Source organism: uncultured Streptococcus sp., assembly GCF_963511325.1.
In the GTDB taxonomy this organism is placed as follows: domain Bacteria; phylum Bacillota; class Bacilli; order Lactobacillales; family Streptococcaceae; genus Streptococcus.
This window is the reverse complement of sequence record NZ_CAUPII010000007.1, coordinates 1-17536: the sequence shown is the minus strand read 5'-3', so window position 1 is coordinate 17536 and position 17536 is coordinate 1. Positions and strand designations below refer to the sequence as shown.

The window sequence follows — 17536 nt, the reverse complement described above, 5'->3', positions numbered from 1 at the left end:
GAAAAGAAAATGTTAGAATTTATCGAATACCCAAAATGTACAACCTGTAAAAAAGCTAAGAAAGAATTAGATCAACTCGGACTAGAATATAGGGATGTTCATATCGTAGAAGAAACTCCGAGTGAAGAAGTCATTTTAAATTGGCTTGAAACTTCAGAATTTGAGTTGAAGCAATTTTTCAATACTAGTGGTATTAAATACCGTGAACTGGGTTTAAAAGATAAGGTTGGAACTTTATCAAATAAAGAAGCAGCCAAACTCTTGGCCAGTGATGGTATGTTATTAAAACGTCCAATATTAGTGGAGAATGGTGCTGTCAAGCAGATTGGTTATCGTAAAACCTACGACAACTTAGACTTGAAATAGTTTTTTTCTATCTCCTTGATAGGTAAAATATATAACCTCACGCTTTTAAAGTATGATAAACTAGTAGGTAGACAAAGTCTCTTCTGCTCGTAGCAAATATTTTAAATCTAGGCAGAAGTATGATAGAATGATTCATTATCAGGAGAGGATGTTTCTATGAATGTTACAATAATTTTAGCATCAGATTGGTACCAAAACTTGATGCAGTATATTCCAGACGGTAAACTGTTTAGTTTTCGTTCTGTCTTTGATGGGATTCCAAGAATTGTACAACAATTGCCAACAACATTGATGTTGACAGTATTTGGTGCTTTTTTTGGTATCATCTTGGCCTTGGTTTTTGCTATTGTAAAAATTAATCGCGTTAGAATTCTTTATCCATTACAAGCATTCTTTGTTAGTTTCTTAAAAGGGACACCAATCCTAGTGCAGCTGATGTTGACTTACTATGGAATTCCTCTAGCATTAAAAGCGTTGAATCAACAATGGGGGACTGCTTTTAATATCAATGCGATTCCGGCTGCAGCTTTTGCCATTGTAGCCTTTGCTTTTAACGAAGCAGCTTACGCTAGTGAAACTATCCGTGCCGCTATTCTTTCTGTCAATCCTGGAGAGATTGAAGCCGCTCGTAGTCTTGGAATGACACGTGCACAAGTTTACCGTCGTGTGATTATTCCAAATGCAGCGGTAGTAGCAACTCCAACCTTGATTAACTCCCTAATCGGTTTGACTAAGGGTACTTCCCTAGCCTTTAGTGCGGGTGTTGTAGAAGTCTTTGCCCAAGCTCAGATTTTGGGTGGTGCCGACTACCGTTACTTCGAACGTTTCATCTCAGTTGCTCTTGTATACTGGGTGGTAAATATCGCTATTGAAAATCTTGGTCGCTTTATTGAGAGAAAAATGGCCATCGAAGCACCAGATAATGTAAAAACAGATGTGAAAGGAGACCTTCGCTAATGATTAAGATTTCAAATTTAAGCAAATCCTTTTCAGGTCAAACCGTCTTGGATCATCTGAATTTAGATATTCAAAAAGGGGAAGTAGTGGCTTTGATTGGTTCATCAGGAGCGGGTAAATCTACCTTTCTTCGTAGCCTAAATTATCTGGAAACACCTGATAGTGGAAGCATTCAGATTGATGACTTTAAAGTCGACTTTTCTCAAATCACTCAAGAAGAAATCCTAACTCTTCGTCGCAAGTTGTCTATGGTATTCCAACAGTTCAACTTATTTGAACGTAGAACAGCTCTAGACAATGTCAAGGAAGGTTTGGTAGTTGTTAAAAAACTTTCCGACGAAGAAGCAACTAAGATTGCCAAAGAAGAGTTGGCTAAGGTTGGTCTTTCAGATCGTCAACAGCATTATCCTCGCCACTTATCAGGTGGACAAAAACAACGGGTGGCTTTGGCGCGTGCTTTGGCCATGAAGCCAGCTATCTTGCTCTTGGATGAACCTACTTCAGCCCTTGACCCAGAATTGGTTGGTGAGGTAGAAAGATCTATTGCTAATGCAGCTAAATCAGGTCAAACCATGATTTTAGTCAGTCACGATATGTCCTTTGTTTCTCAGGTAGCCGATAAGGTTTTATTCTTGGATAAAGGAAAGATTATTGAGTCTGGAACACCAGATGAGATTATCAATCATCCTAAAGAAGAACGAACAAAAGAATTCTTTGCTAGTTACAAACGGACCTATATTTGATATAATAGAAGATAAGAAAGACTCAGTTAGCTAGGCTAACTGGGTTTGCTCTTTAAAATTAATAGAAATGAGAGAGAGCATGCTAGTTCAGCTATTTGCTTTGTATTTAGAGAGTTTAGTGTTGACAATTCTACTGGTCTTGATTATTTTGGGACTCTGGATTGGACTTAGAGCTCTGTCGGGGGTTGATAAAACTGCTAAAGCACGTCAAGCCCATCTCTACGATATGATTATGATTGGAGTTTTGACCATTCCAGTATTGTCATTTGCAACCATGAGCATCTTGTTGGTTCTCAAGGCTTAATAGTTGTAAAATGGGATTTAATTCGTTAGAATAAAAATAGTTACAACAAGAAAGAAGGAAAGAGAATGTACGATACGATTATTATCGGTGCAGGTCCTGCTGGGATGACTGCAGCCTTGTATGCAGCACGCAGTAATCTGAAAGTGGCTTTGATTGAAGGGGGCCTTCCAGGAGGTCAGATGAATAATACTTCTGACATTGAAAACTATCCAGGTTATGCTAATATCAGTGGTCCTGAATTAGCTGAAAAAATGTTTGAACCTCTTGAAAATCTGGGTGTTGAGCATCTCTATGGCTTCGTTGAAAATGTTGAGGATCATGGGGAATTTAAAAAAGTCGTAACAGACGACCAAGTTTATGAAACTCGCACAGTTATCGTGGCGACTGGTTCTAAACATCGTCTCTTGGGAGTTCCAGGTGAAGAAGAACTCAATAGCCGTGGTGTTTCTTACTGTGCGGTTTGTGATGGAGCCTTTTTCCGCGACCAAGATTTGTTGGTCGTAGGTGGAGGTGACTCCGCAGTTGAAGAGGCTATCTTCTTAACACGATTTGCTAAGTCTGTAACCATCATTCACCGTCGTGATGAACTTCGTGCTCAAAAAGTCTTGCAAGATAGAGCTTTTGCCAATGAAAAAATCAATTTCATTTGGGATTCTGTTGTCAAAGAAATCAAGGGTGAGAACCGTGTAGAGTCAGTTGTCATTGAAAATGTTAAAACAGGACAAGTGACAGAACAAGACTTTGGTGGTGTCTTCATCTATGTTGGATTGGACCCTGTTAGTGATTTCGTCCAAGAGTTGCAGATTCGAGACCAGGCAGGTTGGATTGTGACAGATGACCACATGAAAACAAGCGTTGCAGGGGTCTTCGCAGTTGGGGATGTTCGCCAGAAAGACCTTCGACAAGTTACAACAGCTGTTGGAGATGGTGCTATTGCAGGTCAAGAGGCCTATAAATATATTACTGAACATAGTTAAAAAGGCGGTGGGATAGAAATCGATAGACAAAGTCTCGATTTCGTAGTCCCAGCCCCTCGAGGATGATTAGGAGCTTTTTGGAGTCCAAAAGACGAACAAAAAGTTCAATCAGCTACCGCGTCAAAGTTTGATTGCTAATAAAAAGTGAGGTCGGGATCTTTTGTCCCAACCTCACTTTTTATTAGAGTCGATTTCTAAAGACTTCGTACATGAGAATGGCAGCAGCAACGCTGGCATTGAGGCTCTGTACGTGACCATTCATAGGAATGGTGATCATCTCGTCCACTTGTTTTTTGATGTTGCTAGAGATACCTTTGCCTTCATTTCCGATAATGAGAGCAATCTTTCCTTTGGTATTCCATTTATGGCAAGGAGTTCCGTTCATATCAGTACCGAATGTCCAGAAGCCTTCATCCTTGAGTTTGTCCAAGGTTTGGCTGAGATTGGTCACGCGAGCGATAGGAACGTGTTCAATCGCACCTGTTGCTGTTTTTGCTACGACAGGAGTGACGCCGACAGCTCGGTGTTTGGGAATGATGACACCTGAAACATTGGTTGCATCCGCTGTTCTCAAGATAGAACCGAGATTATGTGGGTCCATTAAACCATCAAGGATTAGTAGTAGTGGGTTTTCTTCCTGGCGTGTCTTAGCAAGAATTTGCTCAAGTTCAGTGTAGGCAAATTCAGAAACGCGTAAGACAAAACCTTGGTGAACAGCTCCTTCAGTCATCTCAGAAAGTGATTTTTTGGAAGTCCAAGAAATGGCTACTTTCTTTTCAGTAGCTAATTCCTTAACTTTTTCCACATTCTTTCCTCGTAAATCTTCCTGAAGGTAGAGTTTGTTTCCAGTATTTGCTAAAAGAGCTTCTGTGACGGCATGAACGCCATAGACAATATCGTTTGTTTTCATATCTTCATTATAACACAAAATCCCGTCTTGCAACGGGATTTTCTTTATTCAAGAATGAGCAATCCATCTTTAACTTCAAATGGATCTTTTTCATTGATACGATCGTAGAACATAATGCCATTTAAGTGGTCAATTTCATGTTGAACAACGATTGAGTTGTAGCCTTTTAGTTTGATACGATGTTTTTCTCCATCCTTATCAAAGTAGTCTACAGTTACTCTGGCATGGCGGATAACATAACCTGGAACAGCACGGTCAACAGACAAGCAACCCTCTCCCTCACCTAAAGCAGCATCTTGGACTGAATGTGAGACGATTTTAGGATTGTACATTACAGCTTGTAAGTCATAGGCTTCCTGAGGTGTTTCGCCATCCTCAGTGATATTTGGTACCAGTACGGCGATGATGCGTTTTGAGATATCCAGCTGTGGTGCAGCAAGCCCAACACCTCCACGTAGACCTAATTTTTCAGCCATAACAGGATCTTGCGAGTGTTTTAAAAATTGCATCATTTTTTCTCCGAGAATGATATCTTGATCGCTCAAGGGGAAAGAGACCTCCTCGGCAACGGCACGAAGAGTAGGGTTCCCTTCGCGGATAATATCTTTCATATCGATTAAATGAGCAGCTTTGGTAATTCGTTCTATAGCAGACATATTCTTTCCTTTCCTTCTATTACAATTACATGATAACACAAAACAGATGAGAAAGAAAGTCACAGAAGTTGCTAAAAAATAATATAATAAAAGGAAATACCAATTTGTCTGTGGTATAATAAGGTAAGGTGACTTGCATCAAAAAGTAGGGAGAAAAAATTTGGAACAACGTAGTAGAAAAAGAAAAAAAGGTCCTGTTCTACATGCTATTAGACATTCTGTTCGATTTTTCAGGAACTATAAGCAGTGGAACAATCGCACTTTTATTGTGGTCTTGTTAGCTTCGGTAGCTGTCTCGATGATGCTTACTTTACTAGTGGAAGGAACTCGAGGAATTTCTTTAAGCAGTAGTGATCCAAGTGCTGTGCAGAAAAAGTTAAATTCTCAGGAAAAGAATGCAGATACGGAGCAAGAAACAAGTGCGCGTATTATGGCAAATGGGGATTTGCTCTATCATATTCCGATTTATAGAACCGCTCTAAAAGAAGATGGGACTTATGATTTCCATGAAAATTTTGACTATGTAAAACCATGGCTCAAGCAAGCAGACTTAGTCATCGGTGATTTTGAAGGAACTGTAAATAAAGACCATTATCTCGCAGGTTACCCCTTGTTTAATGCACCTGGTGAAGTCATGGATGCTATAAAGGATGCTGGTTATCAGGTCTTAGACTTGGCTCACAATCATATCTTGGATTCTCAGATTGAGGGAGTTTTTTCAACTGCAGATGCTATCGAAAAAGCTGGAATGACACCAATTGGTGTTTATACCCATGAACCACGAGAGAAAGCACCGATAGTTATCAAGGAAGTCAATGGAATTAAAGTTGCCCTTTTAGCCTATTCTTATGGATTTAACGGCATTGAAGAATACATTTCTAAAGAAGACTATGATAATCATCTTTCTGACCTAAATGAGGACAAGATGAAGGCTGAAATTGAACGAGCAGAGAAGGAAGCGGATATTACAATTATCATGCCTCAGATGGGAATTGAGTACCAATTGGAACCAACTGAAGAGCAAAAGCAACTCTATCACAAGATGATTGATTGGGGAGCTGATATTATCTTTGGTGGCCATCCTCACGTAGTTGAGCCTGCTGAAACGGTTGAGAAAGATGGGGACAAGAAACTCATTATCTATTCTATGGGGAATTTTATCTCAAATCAGCGAATTGAGACTATGCAAGATGAGGAAAATGCAAAATGGACAGAACGTGGTGTTCTCATGGATGTGACTATTAAGAAAAAAGCAGGTAAGACTACGATTGAGACAGCTCAAGCTCATCCTAGCTGGGTTAATAGAACACCAAAAGGAACTTATTCTCCTGAAGGCTATCCGCTCTATCTGTACCAGACCTACATTTTAGAAGATTTTATAGAGGGTGGGAAATATCGTAGTCAATTAGATGAAGATACCAAGGAACGGATTGATACAGCCTATAAAGAAATGAACGAGCATGTAGGTTTGAAGTGGTAGTGACATTAAAAGAGGAGCAAGATGGATATTAAGATAATAGCGACGGATATGGACGGTACTTTGTTGGATCCTCAAGGACAACTGGACCTACCTCGACTAGAGAAAATTTTAGATCAGCTAGATCAACGTGGCGTTCGTTTTGTCATTGCAACGGGAAATGAAGTTCATCGAATGCGACAATTACTGGGACATCTAGCAGAAAGAGTAGTTCTTGTGGTTGCTAATGGTGCTCGTATATTAGAAAATGATCAATTGATTCAAGCTCAGACTTGGAACGATGCTATGGTTGATAGGGCTTTGGGCCATTTTAAAGGCAGAGAGTGTCAGGATCAGTTTGTCGTAACTGCTATGAATGGCGGTTTTGTGAAAGAAGGCACCGTTTTTACTCAACTTGAAAATTTTATGACTCCGGAGATGATAGAGAAATTCTATCAACGGATGCACTTTGTTGATGAATTTGATTCCAGTCTCTTTGGAGGTGTCCTCAAGATGAGTATGGTTGTTGGAGAAGAACGATTAAATTCTGTTTTACAAGAAATCAATGACTTGTTTGACGGTCATGTGCGAGCTGTTTCTAGTGGGTATGGCTGTATTGATATCTTACAAGATGGGATTCATAAGGCTTGGGGCTTAAAAGAATTACTCAAACGTTGGAACTTAGAATCTGAACAGATCATGGCTTTTGGAGACAGTGAAAATGACATTGAAATGTTGGAACTAGCAGGAATTTCTTACGCCATGGAAAATGCTGAGGAGTCTGTTAAGGAAGTTGCGACAAAAGTGGCGCCAGCCAACAGTCAGGCAGGTGTTTACCAAGTTTTAGAAAATTGGCTAGAAAGAGGAGAATAACTTGGCAGTACAGCTTTTAGAAAACTGGCTCTTAAAAGAGCAAGAGAAAATTCAAACCAAGTATCGTGAACTTAATCAAATCTCAGTAATTGAACCAGATATCATTTTTATCGGGGATTCTATTATTGAGTATTATCCCTTGCAAGAATTATTGGGAACGTCAAAAACCATTGTGAACCGAGGGATTCGAGGCTACCAGACGGGACTTTTACGAGAAAATCTTGATGCTCATCTCTATGGCGATGCAGTAGATCAAATTGTACTTTTGATTGGAACAAATGACATTGGAAAAGATGTTCCAATGAATGAAGCGCTAAACAATCTTGAAAGCGTGATTCAAAGTATTTCTCGCGACTATCCACTGTCACAGATAAAGTTAGTTTCTATTCTGCCAGTTCATCAAGGGGAAGAATACAAACAGACAGTTTATATTCGTACCAATGAGAAGATCATGGCCTGGAACCAAGCCTATCAAGACCTCGCCTCTGCCTATATGCAGGTTGAATTTGTGCCTGTTTTTGAGAACTTACTCGATCAGGAGGGGCAACTCAAGGCAGACTATACAACGGATGGTCTTCATCTCGGTGTCGCTGGTTATCAAGCTTTATCAAATACTTTAAAAAAATATATTTTATAGATTCAGTATAGATGAACAAGATTTTTTATGATTAATATTTTTTGTAAAATAAATATGTTGCTAATATTATTAAAAAATTCTCTCAATGCTAGCGATCTCATGTTAGTTGATGATACCATTCACCTGTCGGAGGATATACTAAATAATAGACCTTGAAAGTATAGTGAAGTGAAATGAAATCTGGATAAATTGATTAAGGAAGTCAAATCAATTTCTAGCAATGTTTTAGAAGTCACAGTGCACTATTCTGTATGCAATCTACTATCTGCTCTTCATTTGACAATTCGATACAATAAAAAGCTCCATAATATCTATAGGAATTTGCCTATTACAAATATTATCGAGCTTTTTTTGCCTCTTTCCTACTATTTGTCAAGTCTATCAAGGTTTTAAGAATCAAATGAGACAAGACAGTAGCTATTTGAGGCTACTGTCATATTTTCAACAAAAATAAATCGTTTTCACTTGACAAAAATTGGTCTATACCATATAATAAAATAAAGAATATGGAGGACAAAATTATGAAAGTTATTCAAGTGGAAAATCCAATTGAAGGTGGAAAAGTTGCTTTTGATATCTTAAAAGAAAAATTGGAAAACGGTGCACAAACATTGGGACTTGCAACAGGAAGTAGCCCTCTGGAATTTTACCAACGAATCGTTGAGAGCGATCTTGATTTTTCAAATCTTACAAGTGTGAACTTGGATGAGTACGTAGGTCTTGATGGGGACAATCCTCAATCATACCGTTACTTTATGCAAGAAAATCTTTTCAACAAGAAACCATTTAAAGAAAGTTTCTTGCCACGTGGTGTCAAGGATAATGCAGAAGCAGAAGTAGAACGCTACAACCAAATTCTTGCTGACCATCCAGTTGACCTACAAATCTTAGGAATTGGTCGCAATGGTCATATTGGCTTTAATGAACCAGGCACACCATTTGACAGTCAAACTCATCTTGTAGAACTAGATCAGTCTACAATCGAAGCTAACGCGCGCTTTTTTGAGAAGATTGAAGATGTTCCAACCCAAGCTATTTCAATGGGGATTAAGAACATTTTGGATGCTAAGTCTATCCTTCTATTTGCTTATGGTGAATCAAAAGCAGAAGCTATCGCTGGGACTGTTGAAGGGCCAGTGACAGAAAGTCTACCGGCAAGTAGCCTGCAAAACCATCCAGATGTGACCATTATCGCAGATGCAGCAGCACTCAGCTTGTTAAAAAAATAAGATTTTAATCATTAAAGACCATTCGATCCTATGGATTGGGTGGTTTTTTGGTCTGGATATATTTCAAATATGATAAGGGTTGGAAATCAAAATTTTTATATTTTTTACATGAAGAAGACAAATTTGACTGTTCTTCACTTTCTGCTTTATGTCAGTATTTAGCAAAGTTAGAAACTATTAGTTTAGGTCAAGTAAAGGATTTATATTTTATTCGAGAGCAAATACTGAAACATCTTGTTGATCACGTTGGCAGCAAGGACTTATATACCATTTCTGATCTACCGTCAGATTATTGGGAGTACCTAGATCACATGGGGTTAGAAATTAAAAAATTAAGTGTTTGTTTAGAACAAACTTTAGAAGTGGAGAACTAGGCTAGACGTAATGGTAAAATCTTATAAATTTTAAATGGAATGATTTGGGAGAATTTCATTTTTTTCTTGACAATTTTCTTCATTCCGTGTAAAATAGAATAGATCTTGAACTTGAAGGGAGTGAAAAAAATGTCTAAAACAGTAGTACGTAAGAATGAATCTCTTGACGATGCTCTTCGTCGTTTCAAACGTGCAGTTACTAAAGCTGGTACTCTTCAAGAAACACGCAAACGTGAATTCTATGAAAAACCTTCTGTAAAACGTAAACGTAAATCAGAAGCAGCTCGTAAACGTAAAAAATTCTAATTAATAAGAAAGGCTAGAGTAATCTAGTCTTTTTTGCTTTAAATAAATCCTATAAATCCTGCAAAATTCTGAAACTTCCTCCTACAATTTGATATAATAGAGGGAAGAACTTGATTGAAGGAGAAAATTATGTCGGTTTTAGTCAAAGAAGTGATTGATAAGCTCAGACTAGACATTGTCTATGGTGAGCCTGAATTACTTGAAAAGAAAATCAATACTGCGGATATTACGCGGCCAGGGCTTGAAATGACGGGGTATTTTGACTACTATACTCCAGAGCGGATTCAACTTTTGGGAATGAAAGAGTGGTCTTATCTGATTAGTATGTCTTCTCATAACCGCTACCAGGTTTTGAAAAAGATGTTTCAACCAGAAACACCTGCAGTTATTGTTGCGCGTGGTTTAGTAGTTCCAGAGGAAATGCTAAAGGCTGCTAGAGAATGTAAAATCGCTATTTTAACGAGTCGTACAGCAACAAGTCGTCTGTCTGGGGAATTGTCAAGTTACCTAGATTCTCGTTTGGCTGAGCGTGAAAGTGTACATGGTGTCTTGATGGATATCTATGGTATGGGTGTGTTAATCCAGGGCGACAGTGGTATTGGTAAGAGTGAGACAGGTCTAGAACTCGTGAAACGAGGACACCGTTTGGTAGCGGATGACCGTGTAGATATCTTTGCTAAGGATGAAATGACTCTCTGGGGTGAACCAGCTGAAATCTTGAAGCATTTACTTGAGATTCGTGGTGTTGGTATTATAGATGTGATGAGTCTTTATGGTGCCAGTGCAGTTAAGGATTCTTCACAAGTTCAGTTGGCTGTCTATCTAGAAAATTATGACACACAAAAGACTTTTGATCGCCTAGGCAATAATGCTGAAGAATTGGAGATTTCTGGAGTAGCCATTCCACGTATCCGCATTCCTGTAAAAACAGGACGTAATATTTCTGTCGTTATCGAAGCAGCAGCGATGAATTATCGTGCTAAGGAAATGGGCTTTGATGCTACTCGATTGTTTGAAGAAAGATTGACAAATCTGATTGCAAAGAACGAGGTGAAAGATGATTGATCCAATTGCTTTTCAAATTGGCCCTTTAGCTGTTAGATGGTATGCACTCTGCATTGTTTCAGGTCTTGTTTTAGCGGTATACCTTGCCAGTAAAGAAGCGCCTAAAAAGAAGATTTTATCTGATGATATTTTGGACTTTATCTTAATTGCCTTTCCTTTATCCATCATTGGTGCTAGACTCTACTATGTTATTTTTAGATTTGATTATTATAGCCAACATCTGGGAGAGATTTTTGCTATTTGGAATGGTGGCCTTGCGATTTATGGCGGTTTAATTACTGGAGCGGTTGTTCTCTATATCTTTGCTGATCGCAAATTAATCAATACTTGGGATTTCTTAGATATTGCAGCTCCGAGCGTCATGATTGCTCAGAGTTTAGGGCGTTGGGGAAACTTCTTTAACCAAGAAGCTTATGGAGCAGTCGTTGAAAATCTAGACTATTTACCTGGTTTTATTAAGAATCAGATGTATATTGATGGCTCATACCGCCAACCAACCTTCTTATACGAGTCTATCTGGAATCTGATCGGTTTTGCCTTGATTGTCATTTTTAGACGCCGATTAAAGAGTATCCGTCGCGGTCATATCACTGCCTTTTATCTAATTTGGTACGGATTTGGACGTATGATTATTGAGGGCATGCGTACAGATAGTCTCATGTTCTTTGGGCTTCGAGTATCTCAATGGTTGTCTGCCCTATTGATTGGCCTTGGTATTTATATCATCTTTTATCAAAATCGGAAAAAAGCACCATTTTATAATGTAAAAAAGGAGAATTAAAATGTTAGAAGCGGCTTATATTATTGTGGCGATTGCCTTGGTTGTATTTTTAGTTTATTTGATTATTACCCTTCAAAAAGTTGGTCGTGTAATCGATGAAACTGAAAAAACTGTTAAAACTTTAACATCAGATGTAGATGTAACTCTTCATCAAACAAATGAATTGCTTACAAAAGTCAACGTTCTTGTTGATGATATCAATGTCAAAGTTGCTACAATTGATCCCCTCTTTACAGCAGTGGCTGATTTGTCTGTTTCTGTATCAGACCTTAATGATCAAGCGCGTGTTTTGAGTAAAAAGGCATCATCTGCTGGTTCAAAAACACTCAAGACTGGTGCAAGTCTGTCAGCTCTTCGTCTTGCAAGTAAATTTTTCAAAAAATAAAAAAGGAGTAAGCTAATGGGTAAACTATCATCTATCTTTCTAGGAACTGTTTCAGGTGTTGCTGCAGCCTTGTTTCTAACAAGTGACAAAGGAAAACAAGTTAGAAGCCAAGCACAAGAATTTTTAGAAGATCTAAAAGAAGATCCTGAGTATGCTAAAGAGCAGGTTTGTGAAAAATTAACGGATGTCAAAGAACAAACCAAAGAATTTGTTCTTAAAACAAAAGAGCAGATTGAATCTGGGGAAATTACTCTTGACACTGTTCTTGATAAAGCAAAATATCATGCTCAACAAGCGACTGAAGCTTCAAAAGAAACCTTGAATCATTTTAAATCACAACTGGAAGAGAAAGTAGTTGTGGAAGAAAAAGAAAATGGTCAAGAAATTGTCATCGAGCTTCAAGAAAATTAACATAGAATCACCATTTCTTGGTTTTCTAGAGAATCAAGAATGGTGATTTTTTTCCTTTAATGAACTCTTTGTGATATAATGGCAGTATAGAAAGTGTAATATTTAGATTTCTTTCTTAATTTACTGAAATTTTAACAGCAAGTTATTGATCTTCATATGGATGGGGAAATGTACCTAGATGATAAAAGAGAAAAAGATAACCTTGTTATTTTTTACAGAGTTGTTTGGAAGTCTAAAATTAGCGGTTCTGTCCGTAACCTAAATAACCCGCCTGATTAACAGGGGGACTGGGTTTAGCTATTACAACAAATAGTTATTTAAAGATTGAAAGGATTTAAAATGTGATGTATTAAAGTAGAGTAAAGTTCCTAAATTTTAGGAAAATAAAAAAGTATGATTTTGTTAACAGAAAATGTTGACACCTTCTATATTATATATAGAAATGATAGTTAAAAAGGAATTGGGTAACATGAAAGATATCTTTAATAAACGCCAACGTTTTTCGATTCGGAAGTTTTCTGTTGGAGCGGCATCTGTACTAATAGGGGTTGCCTTGTTTGCTCCAACTCAAGGAGTTTTGGCTTCTACGGAAAATAATGATAAATCAGGGATAGAAGTTAATTCTGAGATTGACAATTCACTGCCGACTGTGGAGATCAAAGAAGAAGTTCAAAGTATCTCAGAACATCGAAACAATGCTTCTTCTGAGATAGATGCTAAAGAGATTTCAACAGTAGCTACAAAAGAGACAGTTCTAGATACTTCCGGTGGTAAGGAAAATATCAATTCGACGGCAACTACTTTGGTGGCTGGTGAAGACAGATCAAGTGCTCCAGAGGTTAGAGCAGCATCAAATCCTACTGAGATTAAAAAATATGAATTGACTGAGGAAGATGCTAAAAAAATCAAAGCAGGAATAATCGGTTCAGAAGGTGATCAACTTGATAGTTTATTAGTTAATGGTCCCAAGTTAAATCCAGAAGGTTATACAGATGATGATTACTTGAAGGATAAAGAAGAGCTTTATATTTATGAAAAAAATGGGAAAAAGTATGTAGGTTATAATAGCCATCCGCTACTAGAGGATACTGATGGTGATGGTATTATTGACAGTGACGAAAAGTCAGATGAAAAATTAAAATGGAATGTAAGTGAACGTGATATGATTATGTTCATGGAATTGTCCTACCGTGACGATAAGTACATTGACAGAGTACTGGATCATAAGACACCTTTAACAGAAGCAGAGTTATACAAAAAGAAAGGTGAAAGTAAACCACGCTATGAATATATGATGATGAATAGGGAATTGGGACCTTATTGGAAAAGAAAGAAAAGTTATCATACATCCAGTGGACTTGATGCTGTATTATTTGAGACTAAGAGCGATTTCTTATATTTACCAAATGGAACTGCCCAGGTACTAGCATTTCGTGGGACTAGTGATTCTAAAGATATAGGTGCTGATATAACACTTGGAACAGGGAGTAATCCTAAACAGGCGATAGAAGCAGAAGAAATTATGCGTGAATTAGCTAAGGATAAGAGTATCACCAACCTTTATCTAACAGGACATTCTCTGGGAGGATATTTAGTACAACGGGCAATGGTTGAAGCCTATCAGTTGGCATATTCTGACAGCAGAGTCATGTCTACTAAAGAACAGCTGGCTTATAGAAACTTTTATAATAATGTATTAAAAAAAGGAACAACATTTAATGCTCCAAAAGTGAGGACAGGTCTTCTCTCATCATCTGCGTTTTGGCAAAAAGGTTTAGATAGTAAAAAAATAGCTAAGTCAGGTAAACTGACCCATTATATAGTTAATAACGATTCTACTATAGGAAAAAGTGTCAGTAATGATAGTGATGTTGTTATAAATGTTGGGGATACAAAAGGAGGGCATAGTTCCCGTTCTTATTTTGAAAATGATATGATTAATAGGGAACCGAAATTCATATCAGGAAAACGTGTTTCTTTAGATGGGATAGGTTTTCAAAATCCTAAGATTACTACAGCCAAGTCTCTAGAAAAAGTTGGAGAAACTGTTGTATATAGCAAACTCGGAAATGACATCATTAAGTCAACAACTGTTAGTATCAAGGATCCTGATACAGGACAGATTACTAAAAATGCACTTGATCAAGTGTTCAAGGAAAATGGTGCGAAGGACAAAGTAGAAACAACAGAAATCCCATCACCTAAGAAATACGTGAAAGATGATACACGCGAAAAAGGACAAGCTAATGTTGAAGTACCTGGAAAAATCGGGAAACAGACGGTAACAACAACTTATAGTGTAAATCCTAAAACTGGAGTTCTTATTGAACATGTAGGACAACCAGTAGTTAAGCAACCGGCAACAGAAACAGTTGTCAAAGTCGCAGCCAAGGATGAAGTAGAATACATTAAAAAAGGAGACGACGTTGTTAAGAAGACAACAAGCTACACAGTAGACCCCAAAATTGGCAGTCTTACTTCGGCTGAGAAGGAAGAAGTAGTCAATAGAGGTGGCGCGAGGGATATAGTTGAGTATAATTCAGTTGAACCCAAACCAGTTTATTTAAAAGATGAGAACAGTCCAAAAGGTACTGTTACCGTTCAATTTCCAGGGAAAGCAGGACAAACTAAAGTCACCACAACATATAGCGTAAACCCAGTAAATGGAACCCTAACTCCATCAAAAGGCAAACCAGAAGTCGTAACTATACCAATAGCTAGAGTTGTAAAAGTGGGAGCTAAGGACAAAGTAGTAGAAACACCGATTGAACCTGAAGTAGAATACGTTAAAGATGTTGAAAAAGACTTCGGTACAACATCTCAGCGTACTGAGGGTAAAAAAGGTAAAACAGTTGTTACAACCACTTATGATGTAGATTCAAAGGACGGTCATATCACAGAACACGTTGGTACCCCAGTCGTCACCCCAGCAGGTAAGACAATCGTTAAAGTTGGTGCGAAAACTAAGGTTGAACAATCTAAAGATTCTGAAGGTCGCGATGTGATTGATACCACTACCTATGAAGTTGATCCAAAAACAGGTAAGGTAACTCCAACAACCGTTCGAACTTATGGGAAAACGAAAGAACCAACAGTCGAGAAGAAAGTAGTACCATCCCCAGTAGTTTATGAAAAAGATGGTACGAAAGAAAAAGGCACAGCCCCAACTACTGTTAAAGGTGAAGGTGGTGAAGACACTATCACAACAACTTACACTGTGGACACTAATACTGGAAAGATTATAGTAAGTGAAGGAAAACCAGTTCGTACGAAAGAACCAACGAATACTATTGTCAAAGTCGCAGCCAAGGACAAAGTAGTAGAAACCCCAATTGAACCTGAAGTTGAATATGTTAGAGATGGTGAACGAGAAGTTGACACACCTAATGAACGTATTGAAGGAGCTAAAGGTAAAACAGTTACTACAACCACTTACGATGTAGATTCAAACGATGGTCATATCACAGAACACGTTGGCAACCCAGTCGTCACCCCAGCAGGTAAGACAGTCATTAAAGTTGGTGCGAAAACTAAGGTTGAACGTAATAAGGATAACCAAGGTCGCGATGTGATTGATACCACTACCTATGAAGTTGATTCAAAAACAGGTAAGGTAACTCCAACAACCGTTCGAACTTATGGGAAAACGAAAGCACCAACAGTTGAGAAGAGAGTAGTACCATCACCTGTTGTCTATGAAAAAGATGATACGAAAGAAAAAGGTACAGCCCCAACTACTGTTAAAGGTGAAGATGGTGAAGACACTATCACAACCATTTACACTGTGGATCCTAATACTGGAAAGATTACAGCAAATGAAGGTCAACCAGTTCGTACGAAAGCACCAACTAATACTATTGTTAAAGTTGCAGCGAAGGATAAAGTAGAAACAACCGAAATCCCATCACCTAAGAAATATGTGAAAGATGATACACGCGATAAAGGCCAAGACAATGTAGAAGAAGCAGGCCAAGCAGGTTCAAGCACTATCACAACAACATATAGTGTTGATCCTACTACAGGTGCTATTACAGAAACAGTAGGAAAACCAGTAGTAGTAAATCCAACAGAAACTATTGTCAAGGTTCCAGCGAAGGATAAAGTAGAAACAACAGAAATCCCATCACCTAAGAAATATGTAAAAGATGATACGCGCGAAAAAGGCCAAGACAATGTAGAAGAAGCAGGACAAGCAGGTTCAAGCACAGTAACAACTACTTACGAAGTAAATCCATCAGATGGAACAATTACAGAAAGAGTAGGAGAACCAGTAGTAGTAAATCCAACAGTAACAATTGTCAAAGTCGCAGCCAAGGACAAAGTAGTAGAAACCCCGATTGAACCAGAAGTTGAGTATGTTAGAGATGGTGAACGAGAAGTTGACACACCTAATGAACGCGTTGAAGGAGCTAAAGGTAAAACAGTTACTACAACCACTTACGATGTAGATTCAAACGATGGTCATATCACAGAACACGTTGGCAACCCAGTCGTCACCCCAGCAGGTAAGACAGTCATTAAAGTTGGTGCGAAAACTAAGGTTGAACGTAATAAGGATAACCAAGGTCGCGATGTGATTGATACCACTACCTATGAAGTTGATTCAAAAACAGGTAAGGTAACTCCAACAACCGTTCGAACTTATGGGAAAACGAAAGCACCAACAGTTGAGAAGAGAGTAGTACCATCACCTGTTGTCTATGAAAAAGATGATACGAAAGAAAAAGGTACAGCCCCAACTACTGTTAAAGGTGAAGATGGTGAAGACACTATCACAACCATTTACACTGTGGATCCTAATACTGGAAAGATTACAGCAAATGAAGGTCAACCAGTTCGTACGAAAGCACCAACTAATACTATTGTTAAAGTTGCAGCGAAGGATAAAGTAGAAACAACCGAAATCCCATCACCTAAGAAATATGTGAAAGATGATACACGCGATAAAGGCCAAGACAATGTAGAAGAAGCAGGCCAAGCAGGTTCAAGCACTATCACAACAACATATAGTGTTGATCCTACTACAGGTGCTATTACAGAAAGAGTAGGAGAACCAGTAGTAGTAAATCCAACAGAAACTATTGTCAAGGTTCCAGCGAAGGATAA

At 38.2% G+C, this 17536-nt stretch carries 18 protein-coding genes; 16 read left to right on the top strand and 2 right to left on the bottom strand.

Translation table 11 applies throughout. From position 1 onward, the window contains the following. Positions 1–9 precede the first annotated feature (9 nt). The 5 genes from RQ973_RS03505 (at position 10) to trxB (ending at position 3347) form a co-directional block, all read left to right on the top strand. Complete coding sequence (locus tag RQ973_RS03505) at positions 10–366, top strand: Spx/MgsR family RNA polymerase-binding regulatory protein (RefSeq protein ID WP_311522755.1); 357 nt, start codon at positions 10–12, stop codon at positions 364–366. A gap of 156 nt (positions 367–522) precedes the next feature. Continuing rightward, positions 523–1323 (top strand): amino acid ABC transporter permease, encoded by an 801-nt coding sequence (locus tag RQ973_RS03500; RefSeq protein WP_311522754.1) that lies wholly within the window; start codon positions 523–525, stop codon positions 1321–1323. After that, entirely contained in the window at positions 1323–2066 is a 744-nt protein-coding gene (locus tag RQ973_RS03495; RefSeq protein ID WP_311522753.1) for an amino acid ABC transporter ATP-binding protein, read from the top strand. Before RQ973_RS03500 ends, RQ973_RS03495 begins: the two co-directional genes overlap by 1 nt. Positions 2067–2145: 79 nt before the next feature. Beyond that, positions 2146–2370: a DUF4059 family protein gene (locus RQ973_RS03490; RefSeq protein WP_000960970.1), complete on the top strand. Its 225-nt coding sequence runs from the start codon at positions 2146–2148 to the stop codon at positions 2368–2370. 65 nt (positions 2371–2435) lie between these two features. Further along, positions 2436–3347: a thioredoxin-disulfide reductase gene (trxB, locus tag RQ973_RS03485; protein ID WP_311522752.1), complete on the top strand. Its 912-nt coding sequence runs from the start codon at positions 2436–2438 to the stop codon at positions 3345–3347. Between the two features lie 181 nt (positions 3348–3528). On the opposite strand, the gene rlmB is transcribed toward trxB, so the two are convergent. Together rlmB and def are read right to left on the bottom strand one after the other, a co-directional pair. Further along, entirely contained in the window at positions 3529–4257 is a 729-nt protein-coding gene (gene rlmB, locus RQ973_RS03480) for a 23S rRNA (guanosine(2251)-2'-O)-methyltransferase RlmB (RefSeq protein ID WP_311522751.1), read from the bottom strand. A gap of 44 nt (positions 4258–4301) precedes the next feature. Then, positions 4302–4913 carry a peptide deformylase gene (gene def, locus RQ973_RS03475; RefSeq protein ID WP_075228015.1) on the bottom strand — a complete coding sequence of 204 codons (612 nt, stop codon included), beginning with the start codon at positions 4911–4913 and terminating at the stop codon, positions 4302–4304. A 160-nt stretch (positions 4914–5073) separates the two neighbouring features. Here def and RQ973_RS03470 point away from each other — a divergent pair, with 160 nt between their 5' ends. The 11 genes from RQ973_RS03470 to RQ973_RS03420 form a co-directional block, all read left to right on the top strand. Then, a complete protein-coding gene (locus tag RQ973_RS03470; protein WP_311522750.1) occupies positions 5074–6393 on the top strand; it encodes a CapA family protein in 1320 nt (439 codons plus the stop codon). A gap of 21 nt (positions 6394–6414) precedes the next feature. Continuing rightward, positions 6415–7242 (top strand): HAD family hydrolase, encoded by an 828-nt coding sequence (locus tag RQ973_RS03465; RefSeq protein WP_311522749.1) that lies wholly within the window; start codon positions 6415–6417, stop codon positions 7240–7242. Between the two features lies 1 nt (position 7243). Beyond that, positions 7244–7879, top strand: coding sequence for an SGNH/GDSL hydrolase family protein (locus RQ973_RS03460; RefSeq protein ID WP_311522748.1), 636 nt, complete (start codon positions 7244–7246; stop codon positions 7877–7879). A 521-nt stretch (positions 7880–8400) separates the two neighbouring features. Further along, positions 8401–9108, top strand: a complete 708-nt coding sequence (locus RQ973_RS03455) for a glucosamine-6-phosphate deaminase (RefSeq protein ID WP_049508421.1) — start codon at positions 8401–8403, stop codon at positions 9106–9108. 47 nt (positions 9109–9155) lie between these two features. After that, positions 9156–9482 (top strand): hypothetical protein, encoded by a 327-nt coding sequence (locus tag RQ973_RS03450; RefSeq protein WP_311522747.1) that lies wholly within the window; start codon positions 9156–9158, stop codon positions 9480–9482. Between the two features lie 129 nt (positions 9483–9611). After that, on the top strand, positions 9612–9788 hold the full coding sequence (gene rpsU, locus RQ973_RS03445; RefSeq protein ID WP_000048054.1) for a 30S ribosomal protein S21: 177 nt from the start codon (positions 9612–9614) through the stop codon (positions 9786–9788). 129 nt (positions 9789–9917) lie between these two features. After that, a complete protein-coding gene (gene hprK / locus RQ973_RS03440; protein ID WP_311522746.1) occupies positions 9918–10853 on the top strand; it encodes an HPr(Ser) kinase/phosphatase in 936 nt (311 codons plus the stop codon). Then, complete coding sequence (gene lgt / locus RQ973_RS03435) at positions 10846–11634, top strand: prolipoprotein diacylglyceryl transferase (RefSeq protein ID WP_311522745.1); 789 nt, start codon at positions 10846–10848, stop codon at positions 11632–11634. The genes hprK and lgt overlap by 8 nt, the downstream gene beginning before the upstream one ends. Position 11635: 1 nt before the next feature. Continuing rightward, positions 11636–12019, top strand: a complete 384-nt coding sequence (locus RQ973_RS03430) for a DUF948 domain-containing protein (protein ID WP_399553135.1) — start codon at positions 11636–11638, stop codon at positions 12017–12019. A 15-nt stretch (positions 12020–12034) separates the two neighbouring features. Then, complete coding sequence (locus RQ973_RS03425; RefSeq protein WP_049548284.1) at positions 12035–12430, top strand: YtxH domain-containing protein; 396 nt, start codon at positions 12035–12037, stop codon at positions 12428–12430. Positions 12431–12899: 469 nt separating this feature from the next. Then, a partial coding sequence (locus RQ973_RS03420) for a G5 domain-containing protein (protein WP_311522744.1) occupies positions 12900–17536 on the top strand: 4637 nt, incomplete at its 3' end.

Bases quoted from the DNA above. Each gene is read 5' to 3' on its own strand.
- trxB (WP_311522752.1), top strand. From the start codon at position 2,436: ATGTACGATACGATTATTATCGGTGCAGGTCCTGCTGGGATGACTGCA.
- lgt (WP_311522745.1), top strand. From the start codon at position 10,846: ATGATTGATCCAATTGCTTTTCAAATTGGCCCTTTAGCTGTTAGATGG.
- RQ973_RS03425 (WP_049548284.1), top strand. From the start codon at position 12,035: ATGGGTAAACTATCATCTATCTTTCTAGGAACTGTTTCAGGTGTTGCT.
- RQ973_RS03430 (WP_399553135.1), top strand. From the start codon at position 11,636: ATGTTAGAAGCGGCTTATATTATTGTGGCGATTGCCTTGGTTGTATTT.
- RQ973_RS03455 (WP_049508421.1), top strand. From the start codon at position 8,401: ATGAAAGTTATTCAAGTGGAAAATCCAATTGAAGGTGGAAAAGTTGCT.
- RQ973_RS03505 (WP_311522755.1), top strand. From the start codon at position 10: ATGTTAGAATTTATCGAATACCCAAAATGTACAACCTGTAAAAAAGCT.
- RQ973_RS03490 (WP_000960970.1), top strand. From the start codon at position 2,146: ATGCTAGTTCAGCTATTTGCTTTGTATTTAGAGAGTTTAGTGTTGACA.
- rlmB (WP_311522751.1), bottom strand. From the start codon at position 4,257: ATGAAAACAAACGATATTGTCTATGGCGTTCATGCCGTCACAGAAGCT.
- def (WP_075228015.1), bottom strand. From the start codon at position 4,913: ATGTCTGCTATAGAACGAATTACCAAAGCTGCTCATTTAATCGATATG.
- RQ973_RS03500 (WP_311522754.1), top strand. From the start codon at position 523: ATGAATGTTACAATAATTTTAGCATCAGATTGGTACCAAAACTTGATG.
- RQ973_RS03465 (WP_311522749.1), top strand. From the start codon at position 6,415: ATGGATATTAAGATAATAGCGACGGATATGGACGGTACTTTGTTGGAT.
- RQ973_RS03495 (WP_311522753.1), top strand. From the start codon at position 1,323: ATGATTAAGATTTCAAATTTAAGCAAATCCTTTTCAGGTCAAACCGTC.
- rpsU (WP_000048054.1), top strand. From the start codon at position 9,612: ATGTCTAAAACAGTAGTACGTAAGAATGAATCTCTTGACGATGCTCTT.
- hprK (WP_311522746.1), top strand. From the start codon at position 9,918: ATGTCGGTTTTAGTCAAAGAAGTGATTGATAAGCTCAGACTAGACATT.